Source organism: Euryhalocaulis sp., assembly GCF_013911995.1.
In the GTDB taxonomy this organism is placed as follows: domain Bacteria; phylum Pseudomonadota; class Alphaproteobacteria; order Caulobacterales; family Maricaulaceae; genus Euryhalocaulis; species Euryhalocaulis caribicus.
This window is the reverse complement of record NZ_JACESD010000060.1, coordinates 1-15,562: the sequence shown is the minus strand read 5'-3', so window position 1 is coordinate 15,562 and position 15,562 is coordinate 1. Positions and strand designations below refer to the sequence as shown.

Below are 15,562 nucleotides of genomic sequence, written 5' to 3'. Positions count from 1 at the left end.
CTGCGCCCACCAGGCGATGCCGCTGCCCAGCATCGGGCCATAGAGGGAGGAGGCGAATTGCTGCGCCCGGCCGAACAGGGTCTCGCCGCCGACCAGCTTGGGCACGGTCTGGATCAGGCCGATATCGGGCGCGGCCTCCATGCGGCGCGCCAGCTTCAGGATCGTGTCCGCCTCCATATAGCTGTCGGCGTCGAACACGATCATATAGTCATAGCGCCCGCCCCAGCGGCTGACGAAATCGTGGATATTGCCGGCCTTGCGCGCGCGATTGATGGTGCGGCGGCGGTAATAGACATTGTCCGCGCCGCGCTCCCGCAGCTTCAGGAAAGCCGCTTCCTCTTCCAGCGCGATTTCGGGATCTGTGGTGTCGCTGAGGATGAAACAGTCAAACGCGCCCGGCGCGTCTTTCAACGTCTCCGCGGTCGCGGCGACGGTCGCGAAGACCCGGCGCACTTCCTCGTTATAGATCGGGAAGGCGATGGCCGTGCGGCCCTCGATAGACGCGTTCGTTTCATCCGCCTTGCGGCGTGAGCGCATGCCGGCCAGCGCGGCGGCGAGGCCGAACGTGGCGCTGGCGAAGGAAAAGGCGATCCAGCAGATATTGACCGCGAACAGCGCCAGCAGGATCCACTCCAGCGTTGTGACGCCCGCCACATCCAGCACCCGGTACATCTCCGCCGTGCCCCAGACGGAGGTCGCGACGCCCGCCACGCCCACCGCCGCCTTGCGCCAGCGGCGCGAGGGGATCAGGCCATGCCGCTTGTCCGGCTTTTTCGCGAAGGACTGCGCCGGCATGGAAAGCGGCGCCTCGGGCGGCCGCGGGCTGTCGAGGGTCACCGCGGCGTCCACCGGTAGAGCCAGGTTTCGCTGGCCGGTTGTCCGGCGCGGGTCAGCTGGGCGCGAAGCTCGGCGCTCTGCACGCCTTCGGGCTTGTGCTGGAAGGTCAGGCGCAGGCCGCCGGTTTCGCGGTTGCGGACGATCTGCTTGTTCAGGATTTCGCCGCTGGACGCGGAAACCTCGGCCGCCATGGCTTCGGGCGCCGGCCAGTCCTGACTCTGGAAATCGATCACGAACAGGCGGTTTTTCGAGTCCGGGACCATCCCGGCCCGCGTGTCCGAAATTTTCGGGACGGACGGATGCATCGGCGCTTCCAGCCCCCAGTACATGCGATAACCGAAGCGCGCGGCCTTGCCCTTTTCCAGCGGCGTGGAGGGCTGCCAGAACGCCACGATATTGTCGTTATATTCGTTGCTGGTCGGGATCTCGATCAGGGTCAGGGCGCCGTCGCCCCACTGGCCCTTGGGCGCGACCCACACGCTGGGCCGATGATGATAATCGGCCTCAAGGTCCTGATAGGCGGCGAACTGGCGCTGGCGCTGCATCAGGCCGAAGCCAAGCGGGGCCTGGCGCGCAAAGACGGAAACCTGAAGCTCCCGCGGATTGATCAGAGGGCGCCAGACGGATTCGCCATTATGCAGGCGCACCATCAGCCCGTCTGAATCATGCACTTCCGGCCGGTAATCCTGCCGCCCGTCCGCCGGGTCGTGCGGGGCGAAATCGAACATCGAGGTGATGGGCGCAATGCCGAAATCGGCAATGCCGCGGCGCGGGAACAGCACCATGTCGACATCCACCACCGTCTGGCCGCCCGGCTCCACGGTGAAGCGGTAGGCGCCGGAAAGGCTGGGGCCGTCCAGCAGGGCGTAGATAATAATGGCCGAGGCGCCGGGCTGGGGCTTCAGGATCCAGAATTCGCGGAAGGCCGGGAATTCCTCGCCGCTTGTGGAGGCGGTGGAGACCGCGATGCCGCGCGCCGACGCCCCATAATGGGTGCCCGCCGCCAGCACCCGGAAGAAGCTGGCGCCGCGGAAATTGATCAAATCGTCGAACTTGCCGGCCGCGTTCAGCGGCGTGGTGACGCGAAAGCCCGCGAAGCCCAGGGCCTGACGGTCTTCCTCGGTGATGGGCAGGTCGAAGAAATTGAAATCCTCTGGCCGGAACGGGCGCGGGGCGGCTTCGCCGTATTCAACCAGATTGATCTTGATCGGGTTCTTGAACAGGAAGCCCTGCGGGTCGTACTGGATCTGGAACTGGCTGGCGCCATTGGCCCAGTCGGCGGCTTCGCGCCGGTACTCGATCCGGCGATAGGCGTCATAGTTCAGCTCCGTCACCGATCCGGGCAGGCTGGATTCCGGGGCCTCATAGGAGGTTTCGGCAAGAATGCGCGCTTTCTCCACCACCACGCTGAACGCCATTTGCGGCTCAGGCGCGGCGGGAACGGGCCGCGCCCAGTTCAGCACCACATCGTCGACCGGCGTATTTTCCGGCGCGGCTGTCTCTTCCTCCGCAGGGGCGGGCTGAACGGGGGCGGGTTCCGGCGCGGCCTGTTCCGGCGGCGCCGCGTCCGTCGACGTATTGCGCTGATGGGTCACCATCACCCCGGCAAGGACAAGGCCGGCGAAGAGAACGGCTAGAACGACCGAATATATAATTTTCTGGTTCATCTATCGGCCTTGCCGAGTCTGCCTGACGCACGCATCAATCGCGGCGTCATGTTGCGCCGCAGCATATATGTGTATGGACGCAAGCTGCGGCAACAACAAGGCGATCTTTCGCGCGCCCGTGTTGATACGCCGGCGGCCCGCCGGAAATATTCGCGCTTGCAGCATGATCTGTCCCTCACGGCCCGCAGCGTGGATCAGGTTTGACGCCCTGACCCTGCCCGGCGCAGATGAATAGACAAATAAGACGAGAGTTTGAACCGCTCGGGACCGGAAACACGATCGCCGGCGCGCGGCTTTCAGTCGTCGCCCCACATGCGCAGAAGATTGGCCTTGGTCTTGAGCACCTTCAGAAGCGCATCGTTCGCGCCGTCGATATTGCGCAGTTTCTGAACGGTCTGGCTCAGGTCAAACAGCATCTCACGCTGTTCCGCGCTGCGCACCAGGCTGCGCACCCACCCCACCGCCGCCAGCCGCGCGCCGGAGGTCACCTCCGCCACATGATGCAGGCGCTGGGTGGGGTAAAGCACGGCCTGCCCGGCCTGCAGCTTGATATCGGCCTCGCCCTCCGGGCTTTCGATGACCAGCTCGCCGCCCTCATAGTCCTCGGGCGGATTGAGGAAGAGGGTGAAGGAGAGATCGGTGCGCGCGCCGGCCATCATCGCATCGTCGATATGCGTCCCATAGGCCATTCCGGCCTCATAGCGGCTGAACACGGTGCGGACGATCCGCTTGGGCTGGGCGGCGGCCTTGAAGACTTCGTGCTTCATCAACGCGGCCTCGACGATGCGCTTCAGCCCGTCCGAACGCGCCCCGGCCCTGGTCTGGAGGTTATTCTTCACCGGTTTGGCGGCCCAGCCGGCGGTCGCCTTGCCGGACTGGAACCCCTCGCGCGTGGAGAGTGTGTCGCTAAGCGTTTTCAGCTCGGCGTCGGAAAGGATGCTGTCGAGTATCAGGATCATGTTGCGAATGATTTGCAGGTGCGCTAGGCCTCGCAGTCTGGCGCCGCGCGGCCCGAATGCAATCATATCGAAGGAAATTTTCTCATGCCCATTCGCAAGAAAACCCGTCTGTGGACCTCCATCGGCGCTGCGGCCCTGCTGGCCGGCGGCGTCAGCGCCTGCGGCGACAGCGGCGAGAACGCCGCCCCCGCCGAACCGGCGGCCACCGAAACCCCGGCCGACGCCGCGCCGGCGCAGGATACCGCGCCCGCCGAAGCCGAGACCTCTTCCGTCGTTGGCGAAGGCGAGGGTGAAGGAGAAGGCGAGGGCGAAGGCGGCTCCGGCGGCGAGTTCGGCATCGATCCGCAGGCCGCGGCCACCGATCCGGTGGTCTTCCTGACCGCCATCGACGTGATGCGCGCCCATTATTACGCCGCCATCGACGCGCTGGAGGCGGGCGACCGCGGCGCGACGGCGGAGCTGCTGGCCCATCCGATTTCCGAAATCTATCTGGATTTCGAGCCGGTGCTGCAGGAAGCGGGCGGCCCGGACATGTACGAGACGCTGAACGGCGCGGCGATGCTGCATTTCGACGGCGCGGAGGACGCGGAAATCCGCACCGCGATCGACGATATCCTGGCTCAGCTCGACGAGGCGGCGGCCGTGGCGCCGGAAGGCGAGGCGACCCAGGCTGCCGTGGAAGGCGAGATCCTTGGCGATCTGATCGAGCGCGCGGCCCTGCAATATCAACTGGCGCTCAACAGCGCCGAAGACAGCCACGCCTATCTGGACGGCTATGGCCTGTTCAAGGCCGCTGAAAAGCGCGGTGAAACCGCCCTGCCGGCCATCGAGAGCGCGGACGCCGAGGCGCTGACCACGTTCGAGAGCGCGCTGTCCCTGCTGGGACAGGCTTACCCGAACGGCCAGCGCCCGGATACGCCGCCGGTTCCGGCGGCGGACGTGATGTCGGCCAGCGATGCGGCCACGGACGCGGCGGCCAGCCTGTAAAGGCAAAGCCCGAGCGCCAAAGAAAAAGGCCGGAGCGGATCGCCGCTCCGGCCTTTATTCTGTCTGGCGGCTCGCGCGCTCCGGTTCAGGCGCTGGCGTTGGCCGCGACGGTTTCCTCGATCCACTCGCTGATCTTGGATTTGGGCATGGCGCCAACCTTGGTGCCGGCGACCTGGCCGTTCTGGAACAGCATCAGGGTGGGGATGCCGCGCACGCCATACTTGGTCGGCACGCCCGGATTGTCATCAATGTTCACCTTGGCGACGGTGACCTTGCCATCCATTTCGTTGGCGATGTCCTCAAGGGCCGGGCCGATCTGCTTGCACGGGCCGCACCATTCCGCCCAGAAATCCACCAGCACCGGGCCGGAGGACTCCAGAACGTCGGACTGGAAGGAATCGTCGGTCACATTCTTGGTCGCCATTGCGAACCTCCTTGTTCAAATTCTTTGGCCGCAGACCGCCGCGGCGTGGGCAGACAGGTATGTATGCCCTTTCACCCCGTCAAGTCGCCGGACGTGCGGGCAGCGCGACGTCCAGCATGGCTGCGGGAAGCTCCATCAGTGTGCCAGATTCGGTCCATAGTAGGGCGCAGGAAATGGCCCGCCCGGGAAAAATTCCCCTCAGCACGGCGCGATAGGCGGCCAGCTGGCGGATATAGGCCGGGTCTGCGTCCTCCGCCTTTGCCGGGGGCGGGCGGTTGGTCTTGTAGTCCACGATCAGGATTTCGGAATCGGTGACGATCAGCCGGTCGATCTGACCGTTGATCGACTGCCCGGCGGGCAGTTCCGGGGATTCGCCGACAATGGCGACTTCCGCTTTCGAGCCCGGGCCGAAAACTTTGGCAAACGCCGGATCGTCCAGCACGCCGAACACGCTGGCGCGGATATCGGCGCGCGCCTGTGCGTCCAGATCGGGCTGCCGGTCCAGCCAGGCCTCCGCCGCGCCGTCGCGGCGTTCGGGTTCGATTTCGGGCAGCAGCTCCAGCAATTTATGGATCAGATTGCCGCGCCGGTAGCGCAGCCCCGTTTCGTCCTCCAGCGGGGAGAAGCCGGGCCGCTCCGTCCCGGCCGCTTCGTCCTCGCCCAGCCGTGAGGGCGCTACGCTCTGGGCGCGGCGCTCCGGCGGCGCGGCGGCGGTGGCGATCCAGCCCGGCAGGGCCGCGGCTGTCTCCGGGGACGCCTCGCGGGCAATGGTCCGTTCGATCTCGCCCAGTCTCAGGCCCCCGCCCAGCGGGGTGTCCATCGGCTCCGCTTCCGCGCGCAACAGGCCGGTCTCCACCAGCCGGTACCAGCTGTCCTCGTCAATGCGTCCCTCTTCGGTCGGGCCGCCTTCCTTGCCGCGCCGCCCGTGGCGGTAACCGCAAACGACCAGCCGGTCCTGCGCGCGCGTCATGGCGACATAGAGCAGGCGCAGATACTCGCCATAATCACGCTGTTCCTGCGCCTTGCGCAGTTCGCCGGCCGGTCCGGCGTCCTCGCTCTTATAGGGGGAGAACAGATAGCCGCACGCTTCGTCCTCCATCAGGCCCAGTCCGCGATTTTTCGGCGTCTGGGTGGTGTCGGGCAGGATGACCACCGGCGATTCCAGCCCCTTGGAGCCATGCACGGTCATCACCCGGACCGCCTGCTGACCGGGGAGAAGCTCCCGCTTCACGTCGCTGGAATCGGCTTCCATCTCGCACACGAAACGCTGGAGAGAGGGCGCGTCCGCCCCTTCATGGCTGAGCGCCCGGCTGAGAAATTCGTCAATTGCGTCCTCCGCCTCCGGCCCCAGCCGCCGCAGAATCCGCTTGCGGAAGCTCTGCCCTTCCGGCCCCAGCCGGTTCAGGAGATTGGAGAAGAAGGCAAAGGGCGTCGCCACACCGACCGTCGCCAGAACCTCGCCAAGAACCGATTTCGCTTCGGTCAGGCGCGGATCGCCTGTGTCCTGCAGCGCGCTCCAGACGGAGGCGTATGTCTCGCGCGGGTGGCAGAGATCGAACAGGGCGTTGTCATCGACGAGCGGCGCATCGGCGTTGCAGGGATGGAAGAGGGGACTCTTCAGGGTTTCGCCCAGAGACAGATCGTCCTCGGGCAGCAGGGCGAACCGCGCCAGCGACAGCAGGTCCCGCACCGCCTGTTGCCCGGTCAGTTTCAGACGGTCCGCGCCGGCCACCTCCACGCCCGCGCCCTTGAGCTGGCGGATCACCTCATAGAAGAAGCCGCTGCGCCGCCGCATCAGGATCATCACGTCCCCGGCATGGGCGGCGCGATAGCCGCGCCCGCGCTCCCACACCTCCAGCCCGTCATACAGCCAGGCTTTCACGCGCGCCGCGATCTCGCGCGCCAGCCTTTCCTGCGCATTGTCCGGGCTTGGCGCATCCACCGGGGCCCAGGGATTTTCCTCCACCGGCTCCGGCGGCACCGGCGTGGCGGGCCACAGCTCCACCGCGCCGCGGCGTTCTTCCCGGTCGGCGCGGCCGGACATGTGGCGGGCAATATCCCCGCCCGGCGGCCGGTCTGGCAGAAGGGCGGCGGCGGTTTCCCCGTCAAACACAGCGTCCACGCCCTGCAATATGGCGGGGGAGGAGCGGAAAGAGGTCTCCATCGGAATCTGTTCGGCCCGCCGGCCGGCATGGGCGGCGAGGCCGATATAGTCCTGCGTCTGTTCCAGGAATTTCGCCGGCTCGGCGCCCTGGAAGGAATAGATGGACTGTTTCTCATCGCCGACGGCAAACAGGGTCTGGTCCAACTCCGCCGCGCCTTCGCCCGCGAAGAATTCCTCGGTCAGGGCGTCGACCAGCTTCCACTGGTCGGGGGCGGTGTCCTGCGCCTCGTCGATCAGGATGTGGTCGATGCCGCCATCCAGCTTGTAGCGCACCCATTCGCGCGCGTCCGACAGGGTCAGGAGGTGGCGCGCATGTTCGATCAGGTCGGAGAAACCCAGCGCCCGCATCAGCCGCTTGCGGCGCTCGAACGCGGCGATCATCACGTCCGCCAGCGCATAAACGCCCGCCGTCAGCTCCGCGCAGTTCAGCCGGGCCAGCCGGTCGCGCGCCATCAGCAGGCTTTCCGTGACAGAGCCCGGGGCGTCACGATCGCCGAACAAATCGATGATCTCCGGACAGGCTTCCCGCGCCCCCTTGGTCCCGACGCCCCGCGCGGGCACGTCGCCGCCCCCGGTCAGGCAGGCGGCCAGCAAGGCTTCGAAGGCGGCGTCCGCGTCCGGCGCGGCGAACAGCGCGTTCAACGCTTCGGCGCATTTGACATCCGTCTTGCCGCCGGCGCTGAGCGCTGAGTGCGCGCGTTGCAGCGCGTCGCGGGGCAGGGCGTCCCACAGCGCCTGTTTGATGCGGGCCGCGGTCAGGCCCGGCTCCACGCCCAGTCGTGCGAACGCCGCCGCCCGCGCGCCCTCATATCCGCCCAGCACGGTCAGGGCTGCATTCAGCTTCACGCGCTTGGCGGCGATCTCCTTGAACAGCGACTCCGCCGTCATGTCGTCGACGCGTTCGGCCAGGATGCGGAACGCCTCCGCCGCCGGGCCGTCCGGATCGGCCATTGCGGCGCGGGCCGCCTCGGCGCGCGCGTCGGACGCCAGGCGCGCGGCCTCGGCTTCCTCCAGAACGCGGAAGCCGGTGGGCGCGCCCGCCTCGACCGGGAATTGCCGCACGATGCGCTCGCAGAAAGCGTGGATGGTCTGGACCTTCAGCCCGCCCGGCGTTTCCAGCGCGCGCGCGAACAGCCGGCGCGCCTTGGCCAGATCATCTTTCGGCGGCGCGGTTCCCGTGACTTTCTCGATGGCGGCGGCGAGGGTCTCGTCATCGGTGACCGACCAGTCGCCCAGCTGGGTGAACAGCCGCTCCTGCATCTCGGAGGCGGCGGCCTTGGTATAGGTCAGGCACAGGATGCGGTCGGGCTTGGCGTCGCGCAGCAGCAGGCGCGTCACCCGGTCGACCAGCACCTTGGTCTTGCCCGTCCCGGCATTGGCGATGACGAAAGCGTCGGTCGCCGGATCGGCGGCGGCGCGCTGGCGTTCGGTGGCGAGGATGACGGGATCGCTCATTCGCCGCTTCCCTCCGCCTGGCTGGCCCATTCGCTGCGCCGGGCGAGGTCGTCATAATCGCCATATTCGTTCACGTACTGGGCGCGCGGCTGGGAGAGATAGGGCTGGTCGGTCGCGTCGAAGCGCGTGATCAGCTCCCCGATCCCCTCGCGGGCGGCGCGCATCAGGCTCTCGCCGTCATGGTCCGCGTCGATCAGCTCCCGCATCTCGCCGACCGAACGCCCGCCCCGGATGCGGATATAGAGAAGGCTCTGCGGCGCCTGCCGCGCGGTGCTTTTGTCGCCGGGGAAGCCGCCCTCGGCCAGGATTGCCGCCTCCAGCGCCAGTTGCGGGTCAAAGCCCAGCCGCGCCACCTTGGCGGTCGGCGCCGCGCCGGTCTTGTAGTCGATGACCGCCGGGCCCAGCGGGCCTGCATCGATGCGGTCGGCGCGGGCGGTCAGGGTGAACGTCCCGGCGGGGGCGTCGATTTCAATACAGCCCTTCGCCTCGATCAGCAGCGGCGCATAGCCGACGCCCCGGCGCTCCCGCTCCCGCGCCACGAACCATTCGGCGGCGCGGCGCACGCGAGGGATTTCCGCGACGATCTGCGCATCGGACAGTCCCGCCTCGTGCAGTTTCGCTTCGCCCAGCGCGGTCAGCCTGTCCGCCGCGTTCGCGGGCAGATCGTCCATATGCGCGTTCAGGAAATCTTCCAGCGCGTCGTGAATGGCGTTGCCGCGCTCCATTCCGCCCGGCGGTTTGTCCAGCGGGTCCAGCGATTTCAGGCGCAGCACGTCACGGGCATAGATGGAATAGGGATCGCGGACCCAGGTCTTCACCCCGGTGACCGATATGCGCCGCGGCCGCGCCTCGACCGGCGGGCAGGGGCGGGGCGCGGGGATCTGCGCCAGCTCATCCATGGCCGGGTGGTCGATGCGCCGCGCCCAGTCCGTATAGGGCGAATCCGGCGCCAGCGCCTCGTTCGCCGCCTCTTCGCCCAGCGCCCCGCGCGCCAGCGTTTTCAGCCGCCACAGCCAGCGGGAAGCGACGGACGGCGCGCCCTCCACCCGTTCGGCGCGCGTCAGGATCACGCGCGGCGCCCCCAGCAATTGCGCGAAGTCATGCGCGGACAGGCCGATGCGCCGCTCCACCGGATCCATGCCCAGATCCTTGCGCATGGCTTGAGAGAAGAAGGGTTCGGCGCGCTTCAGGGTCGGCCATGTCCCCTCGTTCAGCCCGGCGAGGATCACCATGTCGGCCTGCTGCAACCGCGCTTCCAGCGGCCCCATGATCTGCAGGCGCGGATGATCAGGCGGCGGTTCGCGCACCGTGCGCTCCTCGCTCATCAGGGAAACGATGCGCGCGAAGGCGGAGAGGTCCATCGCGGGCAGGGCCGCCGATTCGTTCATCAGGTCGCGGATCAGCGCGGCCGCCTTGTCGCCCGCCGGTCCGGCCCAGCCGCGCTTGCCGCTTTCGGCCTCCCCGGTCTGTGCGAACGCCTCCACGCTCTGCCCCAGCGCCCGCGCGAAATCGGCGGCGCTTTGCAGGGCTTCGTCACGCAGCGGGGCCAGCGCGGAGTCCGTCGCCTCAATCAGCGCCCAGGCGCGCTCGTCCAGCGCGCCCTCCTTGCTGGTCAGCCGGGTTTTCAGAATATCCCGATCAGAGGGCCGCACCCCGCGCAGCGCCCGTTTCTCCACGCGCGCCGCCAGTTCCCGCAGGCGCGGGCGCGGCATGCCAAGGGCGCAGAGCGGGTGTTTCCACACCGCGGCGAGCGCCACCGGGTCATGCGGGTCCTCGGCCAGCGCCAGCACAAGGTTGAGGAACGCCCCCGCCGCCGTCTCGCGCAGCGGGCACCCGGCGGAGGAGTCGATCTCCACGCCCCAGCGTTTCAGGCGCGCGCTGACCCGCGCCGCGATGGAAAGGTCGGGCGTGACTACAATGGCGTGCGTGCCGTCCTCGGCCTCCAGAAACTCCCGCAGCGCCAGCGCGATGGACGCGGCCTCGCCCTCCGGGGTTTCCGCCTCGATCAGCGAGACGCCGGAAAGCGCGTCCGCGGTCAGGCGCGCGGTGTCCAGATTTTCCAGCTCCGACAGCCGCTCCAGCCGGGAGAGCCAGTCCGCGGTTTCCTCGGCCGGGCGAAGCGCCTCGTTCACGAAACGCCGGCGGCGGCGGGCCGGGGCGTCCTCACGCACGCCGGGAAACGCCTTCACCTCTTCCCGCGTCATGCCGATCCGGTCCAGCAGGCTTTTGAGGCCGGACTGGGGGTGCTGCGGGTCGATCTTGTTCCACGCCTTGTCGTCGAGGTCCGCGTCCAGACCGGGCAGCACCACGCAACCTTGAGGCAGTCCGGCAATCACGCCCAGCAACGCCGCCGTCGCGGGGATGGAGCCCGTGGAGCCCGCCGCGATGACCGGGTGGTCCGGCGGTTTCGCCCTCCATTCATCGGCCAGCGCGTGCAGCATGGCGGAACGGCGGCGCCCCGGATCGGCATAGCCCAGCTCTTGCAGCCGCGCCGGCCAGAATTGCCCGACGATCTCCAGAAAATGCGCCGCCTCCCGCAGATGTTCGGGCAGGCGGTCGATGCCGTCTTCCAGCGGCGACAGATCCTCAATCTCCGCAATCGCCAGCTCGTCCAGCACGCTTTCCAGCTCGCCCGCTGCGGCGATAACGGCCGCCGGGTCGGGGGCGAGGCCCTTGCGGGCGTCCAGCGCGGCGATCAGCTGCGCCAGCTCGAACCTGCGCAGACCGGCCGGGCAGGGCGGCGGAAAATCGGCGGCCGTCGAGCCGGGTTCGAAGGGCGGGGCATCGGCGTCGATATCGCCGATGGTGCGGATTTCCGGGGTGAGGGCGGCTGAGCCCGCCGCCTTGCGGATGCTGTCGGCAAACTCCCGCGCCGAGCGCCTTGTTGGCAGCAGCACGGTGAAGTCTGTGAGGCGCATCGGGTCGCGGCCCGCCTCGTCCCACACCGCCGCCGCCAGCCGGTCGAGAAACGCCGCGGAGGGCGGGATGGAATAGACGCGGGGTCCGGGGATGGCGAACAGGCCGCTCACGCCCGTCAGGCCGCCCTCAATCGGGTTTCCGCCTCGTCCCGCGATTGCGGATCGCCCACGTGCAGCCAGTCGCCCTCGAACACCGCGCCGGTCAGGCGCCCGGCCTCAAGGCTGCGGTTCCAGATTTCGTTGAGGGAGAATTTCTCTTCCGGCCAGCCGTCCAGGATCGCCGGGTTCAGCACCTGCGTGCCGGTATAATAATAGGGTGCGCCGCCCTCCGCCCCGCGCCGCCGCAGCCGCCCGTCCGGCTCCAGATGGAAGTCGCCGGCGGTGTCCAGCCCCAGCGCCCGGTCCTTGCGGACCAGCAGCAGGCGGGCGTCCTCTTTTGCCGGATCGAACCCCTCGGTCAGTTGTGGAAAGCCTTTCGCGGCGGGATCGTCGGCGCGGAAAATGGCGTCCGTATTGGTCACAAAGACCGGGGCCTCGCCCAGCAGGGGCCGCGCGCGGACCAGCCCGCCGCCGGTTTCCAGCACGCCGTCTCGCTCGTCGGAAATATCGACGGCCGGCGCGGCGGTCCGCTGCGCCAGATGCGCTTCGATCTTGTCCGCGAAGTGGTGGACATTGACCACGGCGCGCTCGACGCCGTTATCGGCCATGCGGTCCAGTGCGTAATCGATCAACGCCTTGCCCTGCACGGTGATCAGCGGCTTGGCCGTGGTCTCGGTCAAGGGCAGCATCCGGCGGCCCATGCCGGCGGCCAGCACCATGGCGCGCGTCACCTTCATGCAATCAGCTCCCGCGCGTGGCGCTCCATCCATTGCCGCACCGGGGTCAGCGCCTCATGCGCCATGTCGCGGCGGAAATAGGCCTCAACCCGCGGCAGGAAGTCCAGATAGCGCGGTTTGCCGTCCCGCTGCGTCAGGCGCACGAAAATGCCCAGGATCTTGGCGTTGCGCTGCGCGCCCCAGATGGCGTAGGCGCTCTCGAAGCTCTTGCGGTCGGCGATGCCCGCCGCGCTGCAATAGCGGTCCATGATATCGGCCTGCATGGCGGGCGAGACATCGCGCCGCGCGTCCTCGGCCAGCGAAACAAGGTCATAGGCCGGGTGTCCGATCAGCGCGTCCTGAAAGTCCAGCAGGCCGACGCGCGCCGCGCCCTGCCTGTCATCCAGCCACAGCAGGTTCTCCGCGTGATAGTCGCGCAGGGTCAGAACCGACCCGCCCGGCGCTTCGGCCAAGACCTCGCGCCAGGCCGCTTCCCAGCCCCGCCGCGCTTCGGCGTCCAGTTTCGCGCCCTGCCAGGGCAGGTACCAGTCGAACAGAAGGTCGGCTTCCGCGATGGCGGCGATGTCGTCATAGGTCAGAAGCGGCCACGTCTCGCCCTGATATTCCACCGCGTCCGGCGGCTTGCGGTCATGCACCATGGCCAGCGCGTCGGCGGCGGCGTGATACAGTTCGCGCTCGTCCGCGCCCTGCGCCATCTGCCGGGCGAACAGCTTGTCGCCCAGATCCTCCAGCAGCATCAGGCCCCGCGTCAGGTCCGCGGCGTGGATGTGCGGCGCCGACAGGCCCTGTTTTTCCAGATAGTCCGCCAGCCCGGCATAGGCCGCCCCGCGCGGGCCGGCCAGACGCGCCAGCGCGTTATAGCCAAGGTCCTTGCGCGCCTGCAGCCCGGCGTCCGGCGGGCAGGCCGGCGCCTCCGCGCCCGGCGGCGCATCCATTACCACCGCGGTCTCAGCCCCGCGCGTCAGGCGCAGATAACGCCGCGTCGAGGCGTCGCCGGCCAGCGGGCCGATTTCCGCATCGCCCCAGCCCGCCTCCGCCACGAAGGCGGCGATCGCCGCATCCCGTTCAGATCTGTTCAAGTCGTCCTACCCAGAATTCCCCGTGCGCGGTCAGAGCCGCGCGGCGTCCTCCGCCTTCGGCGAAGGAAAGCCTCACGTCAAGACGCCGCTCCGGCAGGCGGGGTCCCAGACGCTCCGGCCATTCGACCAGACAGGCCGCGTCCTCGAACGCATCCTCCAGCCCCAGCTCGTCCAGCTCGTCTTCATGCTCGATCCGGTAGAGATCGGCGTGCCACAGCTCGAACCCCGGCGTCTCATAGGTCTGGACCAGCGTGAAAGTGGGGCTGGGAACCTCCACCTGACCCAGCAGGGCGCGCACCGCGCCCCGCGCCAGCGTGGTCTTCCCCGCGCCCAGATCGCCGGTCAGCGTGACCGCCGCGCCGGGCGCAAGGCACGCGGCGATGGCCGCGCCCAGCGCCTCGGTCGCCTGTTCATCCGCCAGTTCAATGGTCTTTTCCGCTGATTCCATACAGCGCATTAGAGCGCGTGCGCGGCGTAAATGCGACGGGCGGCTTGCATGGGCGCGCAGGCCCGACTATCGACATCGGCCCGCACCCACCCATCTATTTGCGTGAATATGGTCAAGATCATCTATATCGAGTGCGACGGCGAACGCCACGAAGTCGACGCCCAGCCCGGAATGTCGGTCATGGAAGCCGCCATCCGCAACCTGGTGCCCGGCATCGACGCCGATTGCGGCGGCGCGTGCGCCTGCGCCACCTGCCACGTCTATGTGGAGCCGGAATGGCGCGAAAAGGTCGGCGCGGCGGAGGCGATGGAGCAGTCCATGCTGGATTTCGCCGAGGAGGTTCAGGAGAACTCCCGCCTGTCCTGCCAGATCCCGGTGACCGACGATCTGGACGGCCTGACCGTCAAGCTGCCCCGCACGCAGGGCTAGTTTTTTTCCAAAAATCGAAGAACCTTTCGGCGTGTCGCGGCGTTTCTCTGGCTTCCGCGGGGCGCAAATGTCTCCGCGTATGGAAGGAGACTGCCATGAAAGCCCATCTTTACGCCGCCTCGGTCCTGTCAATTCTGGCGCTGGCCGCCTGCGGCAATGATAACGAGTCCGGCATCAGCGACATGAGCGAGATGGACGACAGCGCCGCCGGGGATGCTGCTTCCAACACCGATTCCAGCGCCGAAATGTCCGGCGACGCCATGACGGCGGAAGAGCCCGCTTCCGCGCCGGCCTCCATGCAGGCTTCCGGCGTCAATGAATCCGATCCGGCCACGCGCTTTGCCGGCATCTGCACCAGCCTTCTGGACCAGACCGCCGATGCGTGCACCTGCATCTATGACCGGCTGGAGACCGACCAGACCGCCTATCTGACCGCCTCCTATACCGGCGACACGGAAGGCGCGGCCGCCATGGCGGTCGATTATGAAGGCGACATGCACGCCGACACGCTGGACGCCTTTGAAGACGCGCGGCAATCCTGCGCGTCCTGAGACCCGCATCCGGCATGACTGGCGCCCGCGCCGCCCCTGAGGCATGGTCGCGGGCGTCATGACTGTTCGCATCGATATTGTTTCCGACGTTGTCTGCCCGTGGTGCTGGCTGGGCAAGAAGCGGCTTGAGGCCGCGCTTGAGCAAAGCGGCGAGACCGCCGAAATCACCTGGCGGCCCTATGAGCTAGACCCGGCGGTTCCGGAGGCCGGGACCGCCTACAAGGATTATATGCGCGCCAAGTTCGGCGATGGCCCGGACGACCGCTTCACCCGGATGCGCGAGCATCTGGAGGCCGCCGCCCCGGACGCGGGCATCAATTTCCGCTTCTCCGAACTGACCGTCCGCCCCTCCACCCTCAACGCTCACCGGCTGATCCGCTGGGCGCAGGGTCAGAAAAAGGGCGACGCGGTCGTGGAGGCGCTGTTCCGCGCCTATTTCGACGAACTGCGCGATATTGGCGATCTGGCGGTGCTCAGCGAAATCGCGGGCGAATCCGGGCTCGATTCCAAAATCGTCGCGGATTTGCTGGCCACTGATCGCGACAAGAGCGAGGTGCGGGCGGAGGAAAACTATTTCCGCAGCCTGGGCGTTTCCGGCGTGCCGACCTTCATATTCGAGGGCCAGTACGGCGTCAGCGGCGCGCAGGAGCCTGAAACCCTCATCGGGATTATCGAAAAGGCCCGCAAGGCCGCTTGAGCCCCGGCCCGCGCCGCCCGTAAAATCCGTTTAACCCGTTCACGCCCGCAAGAGGCCGTTGCTTATGTTGACCCGATCCATCCTCGCCCTGTCCGCCGCGCTGGCGCTGGC

13 protein-coding genes are annotated in these 15,562 nt (G+C 67.8%); 4 read left to right on the top strand and 9 right to left on the bottom strand.

The genetic code is table 11. The features are described from left to right. The 3 genes from H2040_RS12965 to H2040_RS12955 form a co-directional block, all read right to left on the bottom strand. Positions 1-795: glycosyltransferase (locus tag H2040_RS12965; RefSeq protein ID WP_287157940.1), on the bottom strand; the 795-nt coding region annotated here is incomplete at its 3' end. Positions 796-833: 38 nt separating this feature from the next. Further along, positions 834-2,504, bottom strand: coding sequence for a glucan biosynthesis protein (locus tag H2040_RS12960; protein ID WP_287157939.1), 1,671 nt, complete (start codon positions 2,502-2,504; stop codon positions 834-836). A 296-nt stretch (positions 2,505-2,800) separates the two neighbouring features. Further along, positions 2,801-3,463 carry a Fe2+-dependent dioxygenase gene (locus H2040_RS12955; RefSeq protein WP_287157938.1) on the bottom strand — a complete coding sequence of 221 codons (663 nt, stop codon included), beginning with the start codon at positions 3,461-3,463 and terminating at the stop codon, positions 2,801-2,803. An 84-nt stretch (positions 3,464-3,547) separates the two neighbouring features. Here H2040_RS12955 and H2040_RS12950 point away from each other — a divergent pair, with 84 nt between their 5' ends. Further along, positions 3,548-4,450 (top strand): hypothetical protein, encoded by a 903-nt coding sequence (locus H2040_RS12950; RefSeq protein WP_287157937.1) that lies wholly within the window; start codon positions 3,548-3,550, stop codon positions 4,448-4,450. An 85-nt stretch (positions 4,451-4,535) separates the two neighbouring features. Here H2040_RS12950 and trxA read toward each other — a convergent pair whose 3' ends face one another. The 6 genes from trxA to tsaE all read right to left on the bottom strand — a co-directional run bounded on the left by trxA (position 4,536) and on the right by tsaE (position 13,774). Next, complete coding sequence (gene trxA, locus H2040_RS12945) at positions 4,536-4,874, bottom strand: thioredoxin TrxA (protein ID WP_022698315.1); 339 nt, start codon at positions 4,872-4,874, stop codon at positions 4,536-4,538. Positions 4,875-4,953: 79 nt separating this feature from the next. Next, on the bottom strand, positions 4,954-8,493 hold the full coding sequence (gene addA / locus H2040_RS12940) for a double-strand break repair helicase AddA (RefSeq protein WP_287157935.1): 3,540 nt from the start codon (positions 8,491-8,493) through the stop codon (positions 4,954-4,956). Continuing rightward, entirely contained in the window at positions 8,490-11,522 is a 3,033-nt protein-coding gene (gene addB, locus H2040_RS12935; protein WP_287157934.1) for a double-strand break repair protein AddB, read from the bottom strand. Before addB ends, addA begins: the two co-directional genes overlap by 4 nt. A gap of 5 nt (positions 11,523-11,527) precedes the next feature. Further along, positions 11,528-12,247 carry a nucleotidyltransferase family protein gene (locus tag H2040_RS12930; RefSeq protein WP_287157933.1) on the bottom strand — a complete coding sequence of 240 codons (720 nt, stop codon included), beginning with the start codon at positions 12,245-12,247 and terminating at the stop codon, positions 11,528-11,530. Further along, positions 12,244-13,326, bottom strand: a complete 1,083-nt coding sequence (locus tag H2040_RS12925; RefSeq protein ID WP_287157932.1) for an aminoglycoside phosphotransferase family protein — start codon at positions 13,324-13,326, stop codon at positions 12,244-12,246. The genes H2040_RS12930 and H2040_RS12925 overlap by 4 nt, the downstream gene beginning before the upstream one ends. Beyond that, a complete protein-coding gene (gene tsaE / locus H2040_RS12920; RefSeq protein WP_287157931.1) occupies positions 13,313-13,774 on the bottom strand; it encodes a tRNA (adenosine(37)-N6)-threonylcarbamoyltransferase complex ATPase subunit type 1 TsaE in 462 nt (153 codons plus the stop codon). The genes H2040_RS12925 and tsaE overlap by 14 nt, the downstream gene beginning before the upstream one ends. A 108-nt stretch (positions 13,775-13,882) precedes the next feature. On the opposite strand from tsaE, the gene H2040_RS12915 reads away from it, so the two are divergent. From H2040_RS12915 to H2040_RS12905, 3 genes are all read left to right on the top strand, one after another. After that, complete coding sequence (locus H2040_RS12915) at positions 13,883-14,203, top strand: 2Fe-2S iron-sulfur cluster-binding protein (protein ID WP_022698321.1); 321 nt, start codon at positions 13,883-13,885, stop codon at positions 14,201-14,203. A 95-nt stretch (positions 14,204-14,298) separates the two neighbouring features. Further along, positions 14,299-14,754 (top strand): hypothetical protein, encoded by a 456-nt coding sequence (locus H2040_RS12910; protein ID WP_287157930.1) that lies wholly within the window; start codon positions 14,299-14,301, stop codon positions 14,752-14,754. 58 nt (positions 14,755-14,812) lie between these two features. Then, the gene (locus tag H2040_RS12905; protein WP_287157929.1) at positions 14,813-15,451 is read left to right on the top strand and encodes a DsbA family oxidoreductase; all 639 of its coding nucleotides are present in this window, start codon (positions 14,813-14,815) and stop codon (positions 15,449-15,451) included. The last annotated feature ends 111 nt before the right edge of the window (positions 15,452-15,562 follow it).

Bases quoted from the DNA above. Each gene is read 5' to 3' on its own strand.
- H2040_RS12960 (WP_287157939.1), bottom strand. From the start codon at position 2,504: ATGAACCAGAAAATTATATATTCGGTCGTTCTAGCCGTTCTCTTCGCC.
- H2040_RS12955 (WP_287157938.1), bottom strand. From the start codon at position 3,463: ATGATCCTGATACTCGACAGCATCCTTTCCGACGCCGAGCTGAAAACG.
- H2040_RS12950 (WP_287157937.1), top strand. From the start codon at position 3,548: ATGCCCATTCGCAAGAAAACCCGTCTGTGGACCTCCATCGGCGCTGCG.
- trxA (WP_022698315.1), bottom strand. From the start codon at position 4,874: ATGGCGACCAAGAATGTGACCGACGATTCCTTCCAGTCCGACGTTCTG.
- addA (WP_287157935.1), bottom strand. From the start codon at position 8,493: ATGAGCGATCCCGTCATCCTCGCCACCGAACGCCAGCGCGCCGCCGCC.
- H2040_RS12930 (WP_287157933.1), bottom strand. From the start codon at position 12,247: ATGAAGGTGACGCGCGCCATGGTGCTGGCCGCCGGCATGGGCCGCCGG.
- tsaE (WP_287157931.1), bottom strand. From the start codon at position 13,774: ATGGAATCAGCGGAAAAGACCATTGAACTGGCGGATGAACAGGCGACC.
- H2040_RS12915 (WP_022698321.1), top strand. From the start codon at position 13,883: ATGGTCAAGATCATCTATATCGAGTGCGACGGCGAACGCCACGAAGTC.
- H2040_RS12910 (WP_287157930.1), top strand. From the start codon at position 14,299: ATGAAAGCCCATCTTTACGCCGCCTCGGTCCTGTCAATTCTGGCGCTG.
- H2040_RS12905 (WP_287157929.1), top strand. From the start codon at position 14,813: ATGACTGTTCGCATCGATATTGTTTCCGACGTTGTCTGCCCGTGGTGC.